We start from the raw sequence: 22592 nt of genomic DNA, 5'->3' as shown, positions 1-22592 counted from the left end.
TATTATTTTATGTATGTTACGTTAGGACCTAAGTAAGAGCGCTTCATTCCACCGAAGTCGATGACTACTTTCTGGATAATCATACCCGGGTCGGCACAAATTAGCTTCAGGGTGTGTTTGCCGGGCTTGTCGACATTTACATTGATAGTGCTGATGGCACTGTTACGGAACACATTCAGTCTCCATTGGCTGGAGTATTCTTTAGCCGAAGTAGTCATCCATTGTACCATGCCGTCATCAATCATGATACCGTAACGGGTATCGTGTTTGGAGTCGATAGGGAACAAGGGTAGGGCATAAACATGTACGGTTGCATTGCCACCATTGAATGTATAGAAGTCATATTCGGCTTTAGGGCTCTTGTTAGTGAACCACATATTGGGCACATTCTGGGTAGCTTCTCCCAATTGGACACAATCGTTTTCGTATCCCAATCCCTTGATAGTTCTGATTTTTATACCGCTATTTTCCACTTTCCGGTGGAATTTACCGGCATTGATAGAAACACATCCGTTGTCTTCTACATACATTCCTTTCAGTTCTTCAACTGTGGGGCTTGCCGGATTGAAGACGGGGACGAATACTTTCTTTGTCTGATTACCGGAAGTCAACTCGATAACACCTACAACATCGTCACCTTGAGGTACCTTATTCCAATCCACGGATACTGTGATTCTATCCTGTAAGTTTACTTTGCCCGTAGTGCGGTTTAGCTTAATCCAATTATCCTGAGTCGTAGCTTTCCAGTTGAAAGGTTTACTGCCTCTATTGTACAGTTCTATAAATGAGTTGTTCTTGGTATACGGATTCACACAGGGTAGCGCGTGTACTGCCCCCATGCCATACGTGCAATCCTGTCCCGGAATGAATATCTGCATATCAGCTTCTCCTGCAACGGTGATATTCTCTATAGGAGGCATGTTCTGGTAAGTTCCTGTCCAGCCCGGAGTAATGGACATCATATGATTCCATTTGCCGTTCAGCAGAGAGTTGAACTGATCTGTATAGTAATCCAGACTGTCCTGGTAAGATTTTACCTGATCGGCAAGCATATTGGTTGCTGCGCGTCCTTGGCGTGCATACCAGCGGTTTTGCTGGGCCACCAGCATCTTCTTATTCATCAGTGCAGCACCTTTCACCGGATAGTGAACCAGTTCGTAGTAAGCAGCCTTGTATTCTTTGGGCAGCGTTTTCCATATCTTTTCGCTCTTATCGGCAATGCGGTCATACTCTTCCATACGATTTTCCGCTTCGTTGTAATTAATGAAAGAGAAGTCTGTATCGATGATCCGTTCGCGGTCATGGTGGTTGTTCCATTCGTATCCCCATCCCATAGACTCCGGTTTGTGCTGGAATGCCAGGAGATAGTAAGTCTCGAAGATATCGCTCAGTTCATTCTCATATTTAGAACCGAAGATACTTGCAAGAAATTCAGCTTCATATGTGTAAGTCTTCTCAAAATTGAAGCTTTCCACGTCCCATGCCATATCCAGGAAGAACTTCATGCCAAGTTCGCCGGGTTTGATATCACCTACATTCAGTAACCAGTAACGGGTAGCACCTGTGTCGTAAGCTTTACGCATCTCTTCATAAATAAGTGTGGGAGTAGTGGTATTGATCCATAAATAATCATGGGGTTCTCCACAGTAAGAGATATGGTAATAAACGCCCGAACCGCCTTTGCGCTTCTGTTCGTTTTTGTTGCTTAGTCTTTTCAGATAACCATAGTTGTCATCCGGCCAAACCAGGGTTACATAATCGGGCACTTTCAGTCCCTTTTCATAGATATCCATCACTTCTTTGTAAGGTACGAATAGTTGTGGAATGGAATCGATGTCCTGATTGATATGTTTGGCCAGTATATTCCGTTGGTCATTCAGCACTTCTTCCATCAGTTTTACCTCGTTATCCTTGGTTACTCCCACTAAACCGCTGTCGTGAATACCACGCATGGCCAGAGTATAGAAATTCTCATAAGGGCCATTTTCTGATATACGTTTATCCAGCACCTTATTAATGCCATCTTTATTGGTTATGTAGTTCCAGTCTCCCATAGAGTCTTTGAACCATTCTGTTACATTGTTGAAAAGTAAAGGCTCACAGTGGGAGGAAGTCATTACGATACCATAGCTGTCGGCCACCACCTTATTTTCGGGATATTTATTGAAAGCACCGGAACCCGGATGCATGGCAGGAGCCAGCATATTGCCTTTCATACGAAGAATCAGTTCACAGACTTTGGCATAAGTTTTCGGACCAATGTCACCGAGTTCCGGTTCAAAGGTCTTGGCAGCCCAGGGAGTGATACCCCAACCTTCATCATTGATGAATATACCACGATACTTGATAGAAGGTGCCTTGGAAATATATTCCGATGTCTCCAGATATAAAGCTTTTTGCTTCTTAGTAGGTACGTCAGACCACCAGTATAATGGAGATACTCCCATTGCTTCGGACAGGGCGAATGTGCCGTAAGCGGTTCCGCGCCGGTCGCAACCTGCGATGATTAAAGCTCTGTCCACTCCTTTGAAAGGTTTATCCAGGACTTTGATAACATACTGTTCCCATCCGTTTTCAATGGAGGAAACATTCAGCTTGTTTTTCTTCACCAGTTCATCTATGAACTTATTGTGTCCCAGTGTGCCGATGATAACCGCTTCTTTTCCCTGGACGGATTTAGAAGTGGATACCGTGCCTTTTACCCCTGTCACGCGTTCGATATCTTCGGCGAACAGATGTGCCACCTTGTTTACCACTTCATAATCGGCAGCATCGATCTGGATATTGCAGCTCTTTCCGTTGACATGCAATGGAAAGTCTGCGGTCGATTTTTGCCGGTCGGTTATCTTTATTTGTGCGAATGCGTTGCAGGCATACGCAAGCAGAAAAAGAAGAAATAGTTTTTTCATAATAGTGCTTTTGTATATCATTCTTTTGATTCTTTACTTTTTATCGGTGAATTTGAAATAAACCGTATAGTGCTGGCCATAATTGCGGAAGAGAGGGCTGAGTATGACATCTTCCGGCTGTCCTATACCTACTGTCCGGAAAGTCAGCGGTTTGCCGTCAACCGGCTGGATGCATCGGTCTATTTTCTTGAAATCTCCAATCAATGCAGGCACTTCGGGATTCTTAGCCGGGTCCTCGGTCTTACCCAATTCGGCAGCCAGTACAATCGGACCATATAAGATGGCACCCATTTCCTTTGTGTCGGGCATGTATTCTATATGCAGTGACATGGGCATTTCCATTGTGATTACATCTCCCTTAGACCAGTTACGGTTTATACGGATATAGCTGCCGGGTACTTTCTTTACATGCTGTTTCTTGCCATTGACTTTAACGGTCACACCGTCGATGGCCCAGGAAGGATAGCGAAGCATGACCGGCATTTGCACTCCTGTTTCCGGAGCCGAGTCAATGATGATCTGTGTAGAAGCCTCATCCGGATACTTCGTCTCCTGACGGATGGTCAGTTCTTTCTCCTTCCAGTTCAGTACGGAAGCAATGAATAAGTTGATATAAAGCCCGTTTTGATCGGCCGTTTTATAGTAAATAGCTTCACCGTATTTGGCATGGTTCTCGTATCCGGTACCTACGCAACAGGTGTTGTCGCGGAAAGGATAATGGAACTTCTTGCAACTTCCGGGATGGAGAGTATGATAATACGTGACGCCACCTGTTTCCGGGTTTTGTGAAGAGAGAATATGATTGTAAAGCGCACGTTCATAGTAGTCTGCGTAAGTAGGTAAAGCATCCCAGGTGAACAGGTGGCGTGTCAGTTTCAGCATATTGTAGGTATTGCAGGTTTCTGTGGTATTTTCACTCAGCTGGTCGGACAAGATACCGGGTTTACTGAATATCTCTTTATCACTGTTTCCACCTGTCACATAAGTATGGTCCTTGACTACAGCTTCCCAGAAGAAGTTGGCAATCGTAGCACTTCGTGAGTTTCCGGTCAGTTCGTAACCGCGTGCTTCACCGATGACCTTCGGAACCTGGGTATTTACATGAATACCGGCTAAACTGTCTTTCCGAGCTGCCAGAGGATCCAGTATGCTGTTATGATAAAATAGGGTAGCCAATTCCTTGTGCTTGGGGTTTCCTGTGATAGCATATACATTGTATAGCGTTTCAGGCATTCCGCCAAACTCACTGTTCAGCATGCCCTGGAGTTGTGCCTCATTCAAAGGCTTAAGTTTGTTGTATGCCCAGTCGCACATTCCCAAAAGCACGTCCATAGCCTGTTGGTTGCCGCAGAGGCAGTATTGGTCGAGCAGTCCGGCATATACTTTATGCAAGGTATAGAAGGGGGCCCACACTATTTCTTCTTTAATTGCCCGGTCGATAAAGTACTCCGGGAAAGCACTCAGATAACCGCTTTTGCCTAGCGTCTGTTGGCATTCGGCCAGTCCTTTTACTAACTCTGCTCCTTTGGTACGGTATTGTTCATCACCGGTAGATGCATACATGATGCTGAGAGCACTGAGAAGATGCCCGGTAGTATGTCCGCGCACCTCACAATCCAAAGACTCCCAACCTCCTAAAGATTGCGCTCCTGTAGCCAGTCCGGCAGTGACGCGGAAGGTGTGCAGGAAGCGGTTTACATCGGCTTCTTTCAGCCAGCGCTGGTCAACTTCCATAGCACGTTTGAAAGGACCGTCCAATAAACGGACGTCGGAATAGTTGAAAGACAAAGCCTTTAAAGGAACATTGACTTTCACTTTTGTCATTTCTTCAATCTGGCCGGGATACTGGGCATGTATTGCAACAGGCATTAAGGTTAATGCAGTCCAGGCAGTCAGGGTTAACAGTTTTATTTTCATCAGTTTATTGTTAATTATCAGGTTGTTAATAGAACTTTATTTCTTATGTGGGCGTATTCTGGAAAGTTTTACCGTAAACAGGATGAGGTACAAGTAATAAATAATCAGGCAACTCAGTGCTGCCGATGTACCGATAGTCAGTGCATCCGTTCCAAAGCTCTGCTGAAGTGCTCCCATCAACGGAGGTAAAATAGCTCCGCCTATGGCAAATGTGCAGATGATGCCGGAAGCCCGTTTCGTATGTTCTCCCAAATCTTCGGAAGCCAGGTTAAAGATGCTTCCCCACATGATGGAGTTGCAGAAGCCGCAGAGCAGCATCAGGATGATGGATGCTTCATTGTTTATCAGCAAGGAGACGATCAGGAAAAGCATAGCCATACCTGAACAGAAGACCATAGCCGTGCGCACTTTTATTTTCCTCAACAGGATGGAGCCGAATAACCGCCCTACCATCAATCCGCCCCAATAGATAGACAAAACGCCTGTACCTTTCAATTCGTAACCCAGCAGATTGACTGAGTCTATGCCTAAGGCTCTCATTCTATCGGGCAGGAAACTTGGGATACCGATTTCTACACCCATGTAGACGAATATGGCGATGGCACCGAATATGAGGTGCGGATATTTATAGGGGCTACTGCTGCTGTGTGCCTTATCAGCCGGTTCTTCCTTAATTTCGGGCAGATGCAGGAAATAGAGTAGCAGGCAAAGAATAAAAGCGATCCCTGCAATAATTAAAAACGGCATTTGCACATTTGTAGCATCCGGGCGTGATTCAACGGGGGCTGTTTCGCTGATGGTCTCGGCAGATATAAGCATGGTTACAAATATGGGAGCGGCAACAGTGGCTGCAGAGTTGAAGAAGCCTACCAGGTTGAGGCGGCTGGCTGCCTCGTTGGGCGAACCTAAGGCCAGAACATAAGGATTCAGTACGATTTGTAACAGTGCTATGCCCGATGCCACAAGGAACATGGAGATCAGGAATGGTACGTATCCCATGCTTACTGCCGGATAAGTCAGGATAAACCCTACGCCTACCACAAACAGCGATAGTACGGCTGAAGCCTTGTACCCCAGCTTATTCAGCAGATAGGATAAGGGTATGGAGAATAAATAAGCTCCGAAGAACGCGGTATTCACTAATTGCTTCTCAGAGAAAGAAAGCATCCACTTGCTGGAAGATAGAAAATCAATCAGCGAATTGTTCATTGTTGTGATGAAGCCTACCATGAAAAACAGGATAGACATAATCACCATTGGAAATAAAAAGTTGTTTTTTTCTTTATTTTTATTCATAACATTAAGCATTAAATGAAGAATATCCGACTCCTCTTTTGTACTCAGCCTGTTTTTAACTTAGATTACTTCCTACCTTCTCCTTATCTATATGCAAGGAGTAGGTAAGGAGTAGGTAGGGAGTAGGTAAGGAGTAAGTACGTACCTGTTATCTCTTTTGCAGCATTCTGAATCCAAATAAGCCTCCCGCATGACAGTCAGGATGTGATTGGAAGCGTACAGTTATCTTTTCTTTCCCTTGGGTAAAGGAGAGTGGAATTGCATACTCTTCTTCAAAAACCTTCGGACCGTGCGTGCCCTGCAAGTTGATTGTTTTAAATTTCTTGCCGTCTATCAGGATGTCGAAATTGCGTTTATCCTTGTCTGCTCCCCAATAGGAACAGAGCATTTGCATTTCTTTGGTCGGGTCTACTTTTACAGTGAAGGAGAACCAACCATTGAAGGCGTCACGGTATTTATTTCCGCTGACATCGCCTGTTTTCGAATTTTCCGCTTGCAGGTCATGGTCTCTTTCGGGTTGCATTTCACCGATGCGGAGGTGATCCGTAGTCCGGGCTTCCAGTTCTTTCTGTTTTTCGATCAGAGCCTGATATTCTTTTTCTTTCTTTGTCCATTCTTGTGTAGAGAACTTGTCGAAATAAACTGCATGCTTCTGACCGTGGATGGCATAGAAAGGCATCAACGGGAGCTGGGCGTTGGCAGTAGTGTTGGCAGTGAAAGCCAGAGGCTTGCCCGGGACGGGCTGGATGGCACTGATGATTGACTCTGCGTCAGAGGCGAAACAGGGAATTTCATATGCCTGTAAATCTTCTGTTCCTAAGGGTGCGGCAAGCAATACAGGACCGTAGAAGATACCCATTCTGTTGGGGTTGTCGGGCATGGATACGGTGTAGAGTTCCATCGGGATGTCCAGTATTAATTCGGTATCTTTTCCCCATTCACCGTTCAGGGTGAAGTAAGAGCCGGGAGTGCCGGTTACTGTTTCTTCCTTGCCGTTCAGGCTTGCTTTGATTCCCTGTGTTGCCCAACGGGGATAACGGATGTGTAAAGGAAACCTTTGGGATTTTCCCTCAAATGTGATACGTACCTGGTGATCTGCCGGGAATTGTGTTTCCAGTTTTACCTTCATACCTTTTTCTCTCCAGTTCAGGGAAGTCGGGATAAATAGATTGATGAATAATCCATCATCTTGAGTAGACTGGAAGAAGACGCTTTCAGCATACTTTACATGGTTTTCGATGCCACTGGCTACACAACACCAGAAGGAGTCGAAACGAGTGCTGAATTCTTTCTTTGTACCGGATTCCAGGGGAACACTGTAACAAACCATACCATCATCAGGATTTTGTGAAGCGAGTATATGGTTGTACAAGGCACGTTCATAATAGTCCATATAGGCGGCTTGCGGGTCCCAGGTAAATAAATGCTTGGTGAGTTTCAGCATATTGTAGGTGTTACAGGTTTCCGAGGTGAACGGACTCAAGCGGTCGTTCAGGCAGTCCGGTTTGCCTAAATGCTCATAATTGCTATTACCACCGTTTACGTAGCTGTGATGGTTGACAATGCGATCCCAGTAGAAAGTGGCTATGGTTTGCATGTCTTTATCACCGGTCAGTTCGTACAGGCGGGCTTCTCCTATAATTTTGGGTACCTGTGTGTTGGAGTGCTTGCCTTCCAGTTCATCCCGTTGTTCTTTCAAAGGGTCGAGGATGGCTTTGTGGTAGAACTGACGAGCCAGTTTCAGATAGTTTTCGTTGCCTGTTATGGCGTACATGTCGGCAAACGATTCGTTCATTCCTCCGAATTCGCATGCCAGCATTTTCTGGAAAGATTCTTCAGACAGACTTCCGAAACTGTTGACAGCCCAGTCAGATAGTTTGACAGCTACTTCTTTGGCCTGGTTATTGTTGCCGTAACGGTAGGCATCGATGAGCCCTGCCCATAGTTTGTGCAACGTGTACCAGGGCACCCAGCCACCATTCAGGTCGAATCCTTGCGAACGGATATCACCGGAAGATACTTCTGCCCAGATTTTATCTTCATTGGGTATGCCACCTACATAGCCTGTCTTACGGGCATCCTGGCATTCTGCCAACTCTTTTATGATATAATCTACCCGTTCCTTGTAGCGTTCGTCACCACTGGCGGCATACATCATGGCACATGCTGAGAGGTAGTGTCCAAGCGTGTGTCCGGAGACTCCCAGACTTTCCCAGCCACCGTATATTTCTCCTTTGGGCGTCAGACCCGCATTGAGACGGAAGCGATGCAGTAAACGGTCGGCACTTAAATCCAGCAGCCATTCACCGTTTTTGTCCATGGCATGTTTGAAAGGACTTCCCGGTAGTAACCTCAGATCGGAGAGAGGAAACGGTTGGGCTTCCATAGAGACTTTGTCGGCAACCACTGTTTTCTCAGATTCTGACTGGCAGGCTGAAGAAAGAATGGTTAGTGATAAAAGAAGTAGCAGCGATATATTTTTCATTTCCGGTATAAGATTTTTCCGTTCGAAGGAACGGGTTATGTTTTTTATTGACGGTTGTACTCGTTCAAGGCTTGGTAGAAGGCATCTATATTCTCCATCGGCACTTCGGGCGGAACATCGCAGCCTGATGATAATATGAAATTCTTCCATTTCCCTGTCTTCTGTAACAGTTCAAGTGTTTCTTTTTTGACTTTCTCGGGTGTTGCCATCTTGAATATGCCTACAGGATCGATGTTTCCCATCACCAGAATATCTTCGGGACATTCCTGTAGTACCTGTACCATGTCTATCTTATTGCCAAAGTGAAGTCCGGCTGCCTTGGTTTCAACCATGGCGGCGGTGCAATGGCCGGTATTTCCGCAATTGTGAAGCACAATCATGAAGTTATCATCTTGCAATTCTTCGACAATGCGGCTGATGTAAGTCGAAGAGAATGAAGAGCAATCTTCATTGGAGACTAATCCGGCTGCCGGTTCGGCAATGATGACTCCGTTTACTCCAGTCTCTTTCATGGCACGCAGATAATTGGTAATGAACTCTGTGCATTTTTCGAGCAGAAGCCGTATACTGTCGGGCTCCATATAGAGGGCCATCATCATTTCCGACATATCGTACAATCGTCCTGCCAAAGAGAAAGGGCCGATACATCCACCGAATACAGGTTTGTCAGTGATATTCTCTGCTGCCAATCTGTTGGCTTTCAGGTATTCGGGCATACGTCCGGACTGGATGGAAGGTACCGGAAGGGCAACGATGGAAGCATGATCGTGGACTAATCTGCCTACGACATTCGGCACTTCATTTTCGGCAAATACAATTTCCGAACCGAAACATTCTGCTTCAACCGTCAGGTCCATGATAACAGTGGATGCAGCTGCCGGATAGACTTCATTCAATTTGCAGATAGCTTCGGCGTGTGTTTCTCCGTTGGTAACAGCTTGTTTTACGGTCTTACCACAGAGTTCGATGCCGGGGTGCGTCATGATGGGGATAGCTATTCTTTCGGGAGTAGCTATTACGCTGTGGCACCATTCTTTCATATTTTTCATATCTTGTTTTCCTTTCTTTTATAACATTGTTTATTGTTGCATATTTCACAACGATAAGGCTGGGGGCGCAACTCTCTGCCTAAGCCTATGAATCCGCTGATGGACTTGACCGGGGACATGAGGAATGAATCCGACAAGGTTATTCCGCAAGGTTCCGGCGGGAAGAATGAGAATAACTTTTGCTGTTCCCGGATGTTCCATCCGCAGTATCCCGGACTATAGGGAAGCGTATGGAAGAGCTCGCTAACGGTTTCTAATTCTTTAGCGAGCGAGATTCCACAAGCTTCGGCAATGACACTTCCGATGGAATCGGCAATGTATTCTTTTATAATGTTATCTTGCGCTTTGAGAGTATGCAGGTAGGCGTCATACTCTTTTCCCGCCGTTGCAACAAACAAGCATACTTGTGTCATTCCTTGCAGATAAGAACCGATAATGCCTCCTGTGGTAAACTCGGTACCCTCGATTTCCATTTTCTGCCGGGATATCTGTCTGGCTTCCTGTATCCGGTACATATACCGGGGGAGGCATAGGGGTACTATTTCGGAGTATGTTTCAGCTATGAGTTCACACACATAGCTGTCGGGAACATTTCCCCGGTACCCCATAGCCAGATAGATATCTTTTTCGGAGATTTCTAAGTCTTGTATTCTTATCTGCCTTTGTTCTAGCATTTTCCCAAAATTCTTTTAGCTAAAATGACTGCGCCGTTGGCGTTGGAACTATATCCGTCTGCTCCGATCTGCATGGCAAATTCTTCACTTACAGGAGCGCCTCCTACCAGTACTTTCACTTTTTGGCGCAAACCTTCATTGGCCAAGGTATCGATCACCTCTTTCATATAACTCATAGTGGTAGTCAGCAGAGCTGATAAGCATACGATCTGAGGATTATACTTTCGTACGGCATCAACGAATTGTGAGTCGGAGATGTCTACACCTAAGTTAATGACTTCAAAGCCACAGCCTTCGAGCATAGATGCTACCAGATTCTTTCCGATGTCGTGCAGGTCACCTTTTACTGTTCCGATGACCAATGTTCCCAATGAAGCTCCTGATCCGTCTTTTAATCTTGGTTTCAGGATTTCAAGGCAACCTTTCATGGCACGTGCTGCCAGCAGCAGGTTCGGGACAAACGCTTTTCCCTGATCAAAACGTTCGCCTATTTCTTCCATTCCTTTGATAAGGTAGTTGTTGATTATTTCTTGTTCATCCACTCCTGCCTCAAGGGCTTCGTTGACAATGGCTTTTGCTTCTTCCAGTTTTCCGTTGACTATAGCCTCTTTTAAATTCATTAAATCGCTCATGGTATTATTGTTTTAATTGTTTCTGTGCAACTTCGATAAATGCTAATATATTCTCAAATGGCGTATCGCCTTCTACCGAGTGGGAAGGAGAGAAAATATAACCACCTTCTTTTCCCAGTTCGAGCAGTCGTTCCGATTCGGCAACTACTTCCTCACGGGTTCCGAATGGAAGTATCTTTTGCATGGATAATCCACCATGGAATGCGAGGCGTCCGCGGTAACGAGGCAAGATGTCGTATACATCCATCACTTCGGGTTGGAAAGGATTGAAAGAGTTCAGGCCGATGTCAACCAGGTCGTCGAACAGTTCGTCCACGTCACCGCAGCTATGTATCATTACATATTTTCCGGCAGCGCGTACATGACCGTACATGCGTTTCAGACGGGGATATATAAATTCTTTCCAGATGTCATATCCCATAATGAGACCTTTTTGCTGTCCCCAGTCGTCACCAAAATAAACGGCATCGATGTCATATTCAAGTGCCTTATCTACTTGTGCCAGGTTATAGTCGCAGATGGCGTCCAGCAGTTGGTGAACAAACTCAGGATTGATAATGAAGTCCATTAACAGGTTTTCCATGCCACGCATGGTCCATGCGCGTTCGTATAATGAGAAACCGATCTGGAAACAACGGAACATATCCGGTTTGGCTGCTATTTCCGATTCGATGTTTGCAAAGAAGCGGGGATCCAGCGGGTCGGGGAATGTATATCCCTCCAGGGTAGGTTCCGGTAGTACGATACTTTTTACGTCACCGATGTCTTTGTCGATGCTACGATCCCATACTACTTTAAATACATCTTGATACAGGTCATTGCCCAGGTATTCGAAGAAACCGATATCGCTACCTAACTGAAGAACATGGTTACCTAATACTACGTCCAGATCTTCTACACCGTAGTACTTTTGCAGTTGTTCTTTGGGCTCCTGCGTAAATTTGAAAGACCAAGGCACATAAGGAGGTTTTTGACCATCCAGCACCATTTTTATTACTTCTCTTTTGGTTTTACAGTTTTGCATAACTACATAAATTTAGTGATTAACAAATCTAACTCTGCCTGCTGCAAACATACTGAAGATTAGCCCAAAGCCTTGGCTATACAACACCAAAAAATGACACTTTTCACTCATTCTATATATTAATGAGAAGGGGCAGGCGGTGCTGAAAAGATACTATTTTGCCATTTTTAGCGTTTTTCGACCAGAATGGGCCTTTTGGCCTTTATTCTATGCTCTTCTTATGCCGGAATTGATTTTAATTTCTAAATTTGCATCAGTAGTTCGAGCTATATGAAAAACATATTCTTATGAGAAAGATTATACTAATATTATTCTTGGGGATATTCTGTTTGGGGAACCTTTGGGCACAACAGATTAAACATTATAACAATAATTCTGGCTTGTCACATAATACGGTAATGTGCTTGTTTCAGGACAGCAAAGGGTTTATCTGGGTGGGAACCAAGAACGGTCTGAACAGGTTCGATGGGCATGACTTTAAGGTCTACCAACGTGGTGACTCTATTAATGAACTTCGGAACAGTATGATATACTGTATCACTGAAGATAAGGACAAAACCTTGTGGATAGCCACGGATAAAGGGATTTCTCTTTATGATCCTTTTACGGAGACTTTCTCGAATTTCAATAAGCAAACAGATAAGCAGGAAAGGGTAGACGGATTTATCAATAAGATTTATATTGATAAGTCGGATAGGGTATGGATACTTGCCGGTGACGGACTATTCATTTACCAGCCATCGGAGGATAAACTTTATAATATGCATGATAGGTTTGCTCCTTACACAGCTTATGCTCCCCGGGCATTATTTTTGGATGAAGATGGAACCGCTTATCTTGCCTTTCCCGATATAGGGGTTATCAAATATGATATCGATGGGGATAAAACAACTTTTTTAGCGCGGAATGACAATACTCCTACCGCTATTTGTGCTTACAAGGAACAGTATATACTTCTGGGTACTCTGGACAAAGGATTGTTTCTTATTGATAAAGAGACCGGAGAATCTAAGAAACTCCGGATTGATGAGTCGCGAAATTCTGATATTTATGTGCGGCATATTGAAAAGATTTCAAAAGATGAGTATTGGGTAGGTGCGGAAAGTGGCATTTACGTCTTGAAAGGAGGTTCAGTTCAGCATATCACTTACGAAGCATATAATGATTTGTCTATTTCTGATAATGCCATTTATGCCCTTTTTAAAGATAGGGAAGGAGGTATTTGGGTTGGAAGTTACTTCGGCGGTGTGGACTATATTCCTAAGCAGTATTCTTATTTTGAGAACTTTTATCCCATTGCCTATAAAAACTCTATTAGCGGTTACAGGGTCAGGGAGTTTGTGAGTGACCGGAAGGGTAATTTGTGGATTGCCACGGAAGATAACGGGTTGAACTACTACGATACCCATACCGGGCTGTTTACACATATATCCGATAAGACTAAACCGATGAATATTTCTTTTACGAATATCCAATGTCTGAATCTGGTAGGTGATAAGTTATGGATCGGAACCTTTACTAAAGGAATAGATGTGCTGGATTTAAAAACAAACCATTGCAGGCATTACGAGAAGGATGGACGCCCAAATTCGATCCTCAATAATGATATATTTGCCATTTATACGGATAGCCGGAATACTACCTGGGTGAGTTCGACTACGGAACTTTATACGTATGTGCCCGAAATAGATGGTTTCAAGGTATTCATGCCTATGAATGGCATGTTCATCAGCGATATCCTGGAGGATAAGAACGGAGATATCTGGTTCACGACTTATAACCTCGGGGTAGTCAGGTATAATCCGGATACCAAGGAAATAAAGAGATTCCGCCATGATGTAAAGAATCCTAACAGCCTCTGTTACGACCGGATTACCTGTGTTTTTGAAGATAGTAAAAAGCGCCTGTGGTTTGCATCCGAGGATGGTGGATTCTGCCGTTATAATGAGACGGATGATACCTTTACGCGCATCACTACGAAGCAGGGACTTCCCAGCAATGTGGTGTACAAGATTCTGGAAGATGATCATCAGCATTTCTGGTTGAGTACCAGTAACGGGTTGGTGAACTTCAACCCTGAAACGATGAGTGTTGAGGCACTGTATAATCTTCCTAATGGATTGCGGAGTAAGCAGTTCAATTACAATTCCGGCATCAAGACTGAAGATGGAACACTGTATTTTGGCAGTATAGACGGTTTTGTAGCTTTCAATCCCAAGAACTTCCATCCGAATGAAAACAAGTATTCCGTTGTCCTGACAGGATTCTATATATTTAATCAGGAGGTTCAGGTAGGAACTTCCGATCATGTATTGGATAAGGCCATACCGTATGCAAATACGATTAACCTGAATTATGACCAGGCTACTTTCAGCTTCAGCTTCTCTGCATTGAATTATTCAACCGAAGGAAACGGGAAGTATGCTTATATGCTGGAGGGGATTGATAAGAAATGGAATTACGTGGACAATGTCTTTAGAATAGCGTATAACAGTATTCCTCCCGGTGATTATATACTTCATATCAAATACTCGAGGGATGGCCATGATTGGAGTGATACGAATACTGTAGTGAATATCAATATCATTCCTCCGCTGTGGCGGACCTCTTGGGCTTACGCACTGTATACCTTGCTGATTCTGGGTATGTCTTTCGGTGTCATCCGATTCTATGTACGGAAGAAGAAGAGGCAGGTAGATGAGAAAATGGCTCATCAGGAACAGCAGAAGAAAGAGGAAATATATAAGGCTAAAATAGACTTCTTTACGAATGTTGCGCATGAGATACGAACTCCGATAACATTGATTAAGGCGCCTCTCGATTATATTCTGACCTCCCATCCGGATGAGCATGAAACGAAAGAGAACCTGATAACAATGGAACGGAACACAGACCGGTTGTTGGTGTTGGTGAATCAGTTGCTGGATTTCCGTAAGATAGAGTCTAAAGCGTTTACATTGTCTCTGAAGATACGGAATATCAATGTATTGGTGGCTAATACATTCAATCGCTTCGTCCCGACAGGTAAGCGGAAGAAGCTGGAGATGATATTGGAATGTCCCGATCATGCAGTGATGGCACTGGTGGATGAAGAAGCGGTAACGAAGGTGTGCAGTAATCTGTTTAATAATGCTATTAAATATTCATCTACATACATTAAAGCTATACTGTCGGTGAGTGAGGATGGCCGCATTTTCCGGATTACTGTGAAGAATGACGGTACGCCCATTCCACCGGATATGCGGGAACGTATTTTCGAAGCTTTCTTCCAGATAAAAGGGGCTCATCCTACGCAACCGGGTTCGGGTATCGGACTTACGTTGGCATCTTCGTTGGTGCAGTTGCATAACGGACAGTTGTATCTGGATGAAGAGGCGGAAGATACTTCCTTTGTAGTGGAAATACCTACCAATGCATCGGCTGATGCTCAACAGGCCGAGGAAGATGTTTTGATTGAAGATGCAATCGCTGACGGAGAAAAAGTTTCGACTGTGGTGCTTGAAGATTCTTTTTCTGCTAAGGAAACCATACTGGTGGTTGAGGATAATGAAGAACTCCAATCTTTCCTGTCTGTCCAGTTGAGCAGATATTACAAGGTGCTCACTGCCAATAATGGAGAGGAGGCGATGGAGGTACTCAAGGGAGATATTGTAAACCTCATTGTTTCGGATATTATGATGCCGTTGAAGGATGGACTGGAACTGTGTAATGAGATTAAATCAAACCTTGAAACCTGTCATATCCCTATTATCCTGCTGACGGCTAAGACTACACTGAACAATAAGATCGAAGGGTTGAATAGTGGGGCGGATGCGTATATGGAGAAACCTTTTGCAATGCCTCATCTATTGGTTCAGATTAAAAATTTGCTGGAAAACAGAAGTAAACTCCGGCAGAACTTTGCTAATAGTCCGTATATTGCTACCAATAGTATGGCACAGAATAAAGCGGATGAGGACTTCCTGAATAAACTGACGGAAATTATCAGGCAGAACCTGGATGATGATACGTTTAATATTGATGATTTGGCACGGGAAGTGAATATGAGCCGTACCAGTCTGCACCGGAAATTAAAGGGGATTACGGAATTGACTCCCGGTGACTTTATTCGTATCATTCGCTTGAAAAAGGCTGCTGAGTTGTTGCTGGAAGGGGAGTACAGGATTAATGAAATCTGTATGATTGTGGGAATACGCTCGTTGTCGTACTTCTCAAAGAGCTTCCAAAAACAGTTTGGGGTGCTGCCGAAAGACTTTGCCAAGAGTCATGTGAAGCAGTGATAAAAGAAACGCAGGTCATTGAAAAAGAGAACTTTTCAATGACCTGCGTAGTTTAAAAACAATCTTTCTATCCTTATTTATTTGAAAACTTATTGTATTTCTAATGTTACGATACTTAATGGAGGCAGTTTCATACTGATATTGCCGTTACTTTCCTTTTTGAAGTCTTTATATTCTTTCATTGCAATCTTGTCGGGCTTATCGAAAGAGTTATAATCTGTGTATGAAGCGGACGTCAAAATCTCTCCTTTTATTTGTTTAGCATTGTAGCCGTTCAGAATGACATTGGCGGGTACTGCTTTCTTAGGGTTCAGGTTTACTACAGAAACATGGATCTTTCCGTTTTCATCCTTAGATGCCGAGACATTGACTCCCGGAATACTTTCATTACCATATTGATAGTCGTTGACGCTGACACTGGATTCTAACAGGTTGGCTTCCTGATGTACTTTATACATCTTGAATATATGATAGGTAGGAGTCAGCAACATCTTTTCCTTATCTGTCAGGATCAAGGCTTGCAGTACATTGATAGCTTGCGCCAGATTGGCCATGCGTACCCGGTTGGAATGATTATTGAAAATATTCAGGGTAGAGGCGGCAATAAGGGCATCGCGCATGGTGTTCTGCTGATACAGGAAGCCCGGATTGGTGCCTGGCTCTACATCTGTCCAGATACCCCATTCGTCTACGACTAATGCTATTTTTTCTTCCGGATCATATTTATTCATCATGGCAGAGTAGTTCTTCACTAAGGTTTCCATGTATAATGCATTTTTTACTCCGCCAAAGTATTCTTTCTCGTCAAACTGGGTAGAAGAGCCTTTCTGTCCCCAATTTCCCGTAGCGATGGTGTAGTAATGCAATGAAATGCCCCATAATGCATATGACGGTATTTTCTTCAGACATACTTCCATCCAGTTGTAATCGGCACTGTTGGGACCGGAGGCTATTTTCTTAATGGGGTGGTTGGAATAATTACGTGCATATTCCTGGAAGACACGATATTGCTCAGCGTAATATTCAGGAGTCATATTACCACCACATCCCCAGCTTTCATTTCCAATGCCGAAGAAACTTACTCCATAGGGCTCTTTATGGCCATTTTGTTCGCGGAGTTGTGTCAGGTGGGTTTTTCCACTGAAGTTGAGGTATTCAATCCAGTCGCGCAGGTCTTTAGGGGTTGAAGTACCCATATTGGCTGAAAGATAAGGTTCGCAGCCAAGTAACTTACAGAGTTTCATGAATTCATCTGTACCGAAACTGTTATCCTCGGTTACACCTCCCCAGTGACTGTTGAGTGTTACGGGACGTTTGGCTGGGTCTCCAATACCGTCACGCCATTGATATTCATCAGCGTAACAGCCACCGGGCCAACGGAGATTAGGTACGCTGATGTCGCGCAAAGCGTTGACAATATCCATGCGGATACGTCCGTCTTTGGGTACATTCATGTTGGGATCTACCCAGAAACCATCATAGATACAACGTCCCAGATGTTCGGCAAAATGCCCGTAAATGTGTTTACTGATGGTCTGTCGGGGCTGGTTTGCCTGAATGGTTATGACAGCCTGTTCACTTTGCGCCCACAAAGAGGTGGAGGCTGTTAACGCAAGGGTTAATAGAAATGTTTTCATGCGATTACTTGGTTGTTTTCTTGATTATTTCAATTTCTTTAGCTGAATACGGGGTATAATCTCCCTTGTAAATGTCATGTTGCCATACTCCGGTGTAAGGCAATTGTTCAGGACGGTGTCCCCAGCATAGATGGGTCTGCGTTTTTCCATTTACCAGTCCCCACATCATACTGCCTACATGTGCTTCTTTCAACATTGGAAGAATCTCCGGAATGGTGGAGTGGGCTACACGATTCATCCACTCGGTACAGATGGTAGGACGACCTAATTTAAGATGCTCTTTCATTACTTTTTCAGTTTCTTCTTTCGAAGCATAGCAGTGGAAAGTGATGATGTCTGAGTTTGATGCAAGGAAGTCATTTAGCTCTTTGTTTCCGTTCCAGAGTCCTGATGTGATGGGTTGCTTCGGATTCACTTCACGCGCCCATGTGAAGACTTTACGGAGGAGTGGCCAGCTTCTTTCCGGCATGGTAGTGTTGGTAGGCTCGTTGTATAAGTCCCATACAAAGATACGCGGGTCATTTTTGAAGTGGTTCATTACTTCCTTTACATACTTTTCCAGTTTACCGTGAGTCCGTTCATCTACTACCATTGAGTAACCGGGAGATGGAGACCAGGCCCAGGCGTACCAGCCTTCCAGCGGTTCGGGTTGTTTTCCTACTGTCGGGTCTGTATTGACACCGAAGGCACAATCATCAAAGAAAATAGGCATTACTTTTACACCGTACTTGTCACAGATACTTAGAAAACGGTCGAGTGTACGTATGAAGTATGCGGGGTCTTCTTCATATACCGCATATTGCATCACTACGCGCGCGCAATTCATACCTAAGCTCTTCATTAACTTCATTTCTTTTTCTATCACTTCGGGTGAGAAGGAAGTTTTATCCCACATGGCAGTGTAGTTGATGGCATTGGCGGGAATGTAGTTTACTCCGCAATACCAGGGATTCTCTTTGCCCCATTTCTGGGCTTGTTCTGTACTCCATACTTTGTTTTGAGCAGTAGCGGAGATGGCGGCAGTCAGTGCCACACAAATGCAGATTAATAATCGTCGCATATTCATGATATTATATATTTAAGTTCGATGCAAATGTAGGCGAAACTTTCCTTTTGGAATGATGCTAATTTTTCAGAAAACAACAGCATTCGACCAATCTGTAGGAAACAAGTGCTTTTTATCTATTTCTGATGGGTTTTGAGGGAAAGTTAACAAGTTGACAAGGGGACAAGGTTCCATGCGGCACAGAAGCATTGCGCAGCCCCTTGTTCCCTTGTCAACTCGTCAACTGGTTTCCTTCCTTTCTTTCCCATAAGCGCAATGATATTTTAATAATTTGTTGATGTTTATTGATTGTAGCAGGGCGTTTTGCAACTTCCTGGTTATTATCATGATATGCCAGATGATATTCAGTATACGACAGAACCCTATTCAGTATGGGACTGAATGCCATTCAGTATACGACTGAATTAGGTTCGGTATATGACTATTCTTTAAGTATGCATTGTTTGTAGATAATATATACTCTTTGGTTCGGTTCTTGCTTTAGTTCATAACGATGATCCTGTATGATACATATTTATATAATAAGGTATTTGTGAGATCAGTTGTATAAATAGGATACCTCAGTCATATTCTGAGATCCTATCATTATAACACATCTGATAATCAGTCATCTATAAAACACGCCTTCGACGTCAAGAAGTTGAGGCAAATGAGCAGTTTAAAATGATAAATTATTTCCTTTCTGAGCGGGTAATGAATTCAATGGGCACGCGGACGACGCGGATCTATATGCCTTGTTTCTATACCGAAATACACTAGCATGACCTCCGATTATCACTCTTTGAACAGAAACAGCATTTTTTTGGAAGAATAGAGCACTTTTGCTCTTTTCCCCTTTCTGGAGGCTGTTTGAGGCAATTTTGCAAATAGGCAAATTAGAGCAATTTTTTGGTACGCAAGGGATATCCTCTTATTTTATTTCCCGTTAGATTTGCATCATCAAAACGAATGTTACATTGTAATCGAAGTACTATTATGAAAACGCTAAAACTTCTTTTCCTGTTAAGTTGCTTACTCTATAGCTCTTTTGCTTTTTCACAAGAAGCAACTTTGTCATCCGGTGAAGTAACGCTGAATATTACCCGTCAGAAAGATAACACGTATGGTGTTACATTCTCTGCTTATGGCAAAGAATTTAATGCAGGTACAGAGCAGAATCCTGCTTTACTGATTGACGTCAAGATGAATACTTTCTATCCGACTTATACATCTTATACAAAGGATGGTGATAAAGTAGAGTTGACGGCACGCCTGACTACCACTCCCCGCACCACCCTCTTTGAAATAAATGATGTATATACTGCGAAGGGAAACGGTGAGTTTGAACTGAAACGCAACGTGAAAGTTGCTGAGTTGGGAGATAATCCTTATGATGAAGGCTTCTCTTCTTCTTTTGGCTTGCAGTTTGCACCGGAAGATGTATTGGCGAATAGCGAATACTTTATTCCTGCTGTTTGGTATAAAGGTAACTTTGAGAAAGATGGAAATATTCCTGCAGGCATTCCGGTTGCTACTGATTTGAGTTTTCTTTATAGAGAAGACCGTATTCCTCTTCCGGTGGTGATGATGCGTCAAAAAGAAAGTGGATTGACTTTCACTTTAGTACATAAAGATTCAAAATGTGAAACTGTACTGAACGATTCACGTGGTGTAACAGTCGATGCGGATTATCAGTTTGGTGGTGTGGGTGTTGTCAATTGGAAGAAGTCTGACTCTTTTGCTGCTGTAGTTACTTATCCGGGTTCTGATTTGCGTACCGGAGGAATGGGCAGACGTATGCATCCCATAACAAAAGGATTTGATAAGCATACTTATAATGTCTATTTCAAAATAGATAAAACTTCCGACTATGCTAATGCTGTAAATGAAGCTTGGGAACTGGCTTTCAATCTCTATAATCCAAAGATTTATGATGTTAATCTGAATTCTGCTTATCGGGGATTGATTGAAACTGTTAATCATTACTATCTGGACAGTTCAGTTGATAAGGATATAAAAGGTCCCGGATTCCCATGGAGTGTAAAATTGACAGATTTCTCTTTAGTCAGAGACACTTATGAAATCGGTTTTGTCGGTTCACAACCTATAGCTGGCTATGCATTGTTTCGTGCAGGTGTAGAAACCGGTAATGAAGAATATAAGGTAAGAGGAAACAATGTACTGAATTTATGGGCTTCTCAAGGATTGACAGACTTAGGACTCCCCAAAACACGTTATGCTGCACTATGGGGTACATGGGACAACTGGGCAAAGACTTCTATGCGTCAAGCTTGTAACGGAATGGCCGGATTACTGAATGCATGGTGTTATGCCAAACGTAATGGAATAGATATCCCTTCATGGCTGAATGCCTGTAAGAAGTTTGGTGAATTCCTGGTGACTAATCAGAACGCGGATGGTAGTTACTATCTGGAATATGACCCTTTCAGTGTTGTAGGTGGTAAACATCCGGCAGGTAATCAGAATAAATTTTTGACTATTTGCGCTGTTCGTTATCTGGTAGAGCTTTACATCGCCACCAATGATGAACGTTATAAAACAGCTGCTTTGAAAGCTGCAGAGTTTTCTTATGCTAATATTCATGAAAGATATCTCTATGTGGCTTGTGTGGTAGACAATCCGCAGACTATCGACAGTGAATCCGGTCAGCAAGCTATCAATGGTTTTCTTGCTATCTATGACCTTACAAAAGATCCGAAATGGTTGGCTGCTGCAGAGCAAGCTGCTACATATACTGAAAGCTGGAGCTATATGTTTGAAGTACCGGTAGAAAAGGATCAGACTGCAAAAACAGATTGGCCTAAAGATAGAAGTATTGTCGGACAACATATTATAGCTATCGGTCATTCAGCTACGGATTTAGGTTTTGCATGGTCCTCATTTGTGTACTATCGCCTGTATCTGTTGACGGGTAAAGAACACTACCTCCACGTTGCACGTATCAGTGCTCACAATACAAAACAGTCTATGAACCTGGGACAGGAACTTTATCCCGGACAACCTGAAGGCTTACAACAAGAAGCTTTCCAAGTAAGAGTAAGCAATGGTTCGGGGCGAAGAATGAATTCTATTATGGAAGCATTGACGTGGAACTTTGCTGCTCATTTGGATCCGATGATTCGTTTTAAGGATGCTTTTGGTACTTATGATCTGGAGGAAGTAGAAGCTATGCCGAAGTCCAAGGTAGAGGAGTTGAATAATAGATATTCGAAATATCAGTCTTCCGATTATGGGCAGGACCCGGAGACCGGAATCGAGACGATTGATGGAAATTCACTTTCGGCATATGTTTCAGGGGATCAGCTTTTTCTGGTAAATAAAGGTAAAGAAGATATTTCAAAGGTAGAGCTTACAGATTTGGCAGGAAGACGGTTATGGACCGAAGATATGAAGGTAACAGATGAGGAATACACATTCCCGATGCATGGAACGTTTTCAGGGTTTTATATTTTGAATGTGTGTTTAGTTTCAGGAGAACAAAAAGCATTTAAAGTTTATAAAAATAAATGAGTATTCACTTTTTAGGATCAAGAAAGGAGGGCGTTAAAAAAAACATTGAAACAAGCATGATACTAAAATATTCACATTAAGGTAAAATAATAAGTTTTCAGATAAGTTCTCAT

At 43.4% G+C, this 22592-nt stretch carries 12 protein-coding genes; 2 read left to right on the top strand and 10 right to left on the bottom strand.

Translation table 11 applies throughout. The annotated features are described in order from the left end of the window. Nucleotides 1–2: 2 nt before the first annotated feature. The 8 genes from DWW10_RS09150 to DWW10_RS09115 form a co-directional block, all read right to left on the bottom strand. Nucleotides 3–2909 (bottom strand): glycosyl hydrolase 115 family protein, encoded by a 2907-nt coding sequence (locus DWW10_RS09150; protein WP_182021375.1) that lies wholly within the window; start codon nucleotides 2907–2909, stop codon nucleotides 3–5. 33 nt (nucleotides 2910–2942) lie between these two features. Then, the gene (locus DWW10_RS09145; protein ID WP_022393025.1) at nucleotides 2943–4826 is read right to left on the bottom strand and encodes a glycoside hydrolase family 127 protein; all 1884 of its coding nucleotides are present in this window, start codon (nucleotides 4824–4826) and stop codon (nucleotides 2943–2945) included. Nucleotides 4827–4862: 36 nt separating this feature from the next. After that, a complete protein-coding gene (gene gluP / locus DWW10_RS09140; protein ID WP_022393024.1) occupies nucleotides 4863–6122 on the bottom strand; it encodes a glucose/galactose MFS transporter in 1260 nt (419 codons plus the stop codon). Between the two features lie 148 nt (nucleotides 6123–6270). Beyond that, a complete protein-coding gene (locus DWW10_RS09135; protein ID WP_022393023.1) occupies nucleotides 6271–8607 on the bottom strand; it encodes a glycoside hydrolase family 127 protein in 2337 nt (778 codons plus the stop codon). A gap of 44 nt (nucleotides 8608–8651) precedes the next feature. Then, the gene (locus DWW10_RS09130) at nucleotides 8652–9656 is read right to left on the bottom strand and encodes a uroporphyrinogen decarboxylase family protein (protein ID WP_118420791.1); all 1005 of its coding nucleotides are present in this window, start codon (nucleotides 9654–9656) and stop codon (nucleotides 8652–8654) included. Further along, on the bottom strand, nucleotides 9653–10330 hold the full coding sequence (locus DWW10_RS09125; RefSeq protein ID WP_022393021.1) for a vitamin B12 dependent-methionine synthase activation domain-containing protein: 678 nt from the start codon (nucleotides 10328–10330) through the stop codon (nucleotides 9653–9655). The genes DWW10_RS09130 and DWW10_RS09125 overlap by 4 nt, the downstream gene beginning before the upstream one ends. After that, nucleotides 10324–10962 carry a corrinoid protein gene (locus tag DWW10_RS09120; RefSeq protein WP_022393020.1) on the bottom strand — a complete coding sequence of 213 codons (639 nt, stop codon included), beginning with the start codon at nucleotides 10960–10962 and terminating at the stop codon, nucleotides 10324–10326. Before DWW10_RS09120 ends, DWW10_RS09125 begins: the two co-directional genes overlap by 7 nt. Nucleotides 10963–10966: 4 nt before the next feature. Beyond that, nucleotides 10967–11986: a uroporphyrinogen decarboxylase family protein gene (locus tag DWW10_RS09115; protein ID WP_022393019.1), complete on the bottom strand. Its 1020-nt coding sequence runs from the start codon at nucleotides 11984–11986 to the stop codon at nucleotides 10967–10969. A gap of 287 nt (nucleotides 11987–12273) precedes the next feature. Here DWW10_RS09115 and DWW10_RS09110 point away from each other — a divergent pair, with 287 nt between their 5' ends. Then, a complete protein-coding gene (locus DWW10_RS09110) occupies nucleotides 12274–16266 on the top strand; it encodes a hybrid sensor histidine kinase/response regulator transcription factor (protein ID WP_022393018.1) in 3993 nt (1330 codons plus the stop codon). An 89-nt stretch (nucleotides 16267–16355) separates the two neighbouring features. Here DWW10_RS09110 and DWW10_RS09105 read toward each other — a convergent pair whose 3' ends face one another. Together DWW10_RS09105 and DWW10_RS09100 are read right to left on the bottom strand one after the other, a co-directional pair. Next, nucleotides 16356–17903 (bottom strand): alpha-N-arabinofuranosidase, encoded by a 1548-nt coding sequence (locus tag DWW10_RS09105; RefSeq protein ID WP_022393017.1) that lies wholly within the window; start codon nucleotides 17901–17903, stop codon nucleotides 16356–16358. Between the two features lie 4 nt (nucleotides 17904–17907). Continuing rightward, entirely contained in the window at nucleotides 17908–18963 is a 1056-nt protein-coding gene (locus tag DWW10_RS09100; RefSeq protein WP_259320453.1) for a glycoside hydrolase family 2 TIM barrel-domain containing protein, read from the bottom strand. A gap of 981 nt (nucleotides 18964–19944) precedes the next feature. Between DWW10_RS09100 and DWW10_RS09095 the strand changes: the two genes are divergently transcribed. Continuing rightward, the gene (locus tag DWW10_RS09095) at nucleotides 19945–22479 is read left to right on the top strand and encodes a glycoside hydrolase family protein (protein ID WP_022393015.1); all 2535 of its coding nucleotides are present in this window, start codon (nucleotides 19945–19947) and stop codon (nucleotides 22477–22479) included. Nucleotides 22480–22592: the final 113 nt, after the last annotated feature.

Source organism: Bacteroides intestinalis (assembly GCF_003464595.1).
GTDB classification, from domain to species: Bacteria; Bacteroidota; Bacteroidia; order Bacteroidales; family Bacteroidaceae; genus Bacteroides; species Bacteroides intestinalis_A.
Note: the sequence above shows the minus strand (reverse complement) of the source record. Positions and strands in the feature narration are given on the sequence as shown.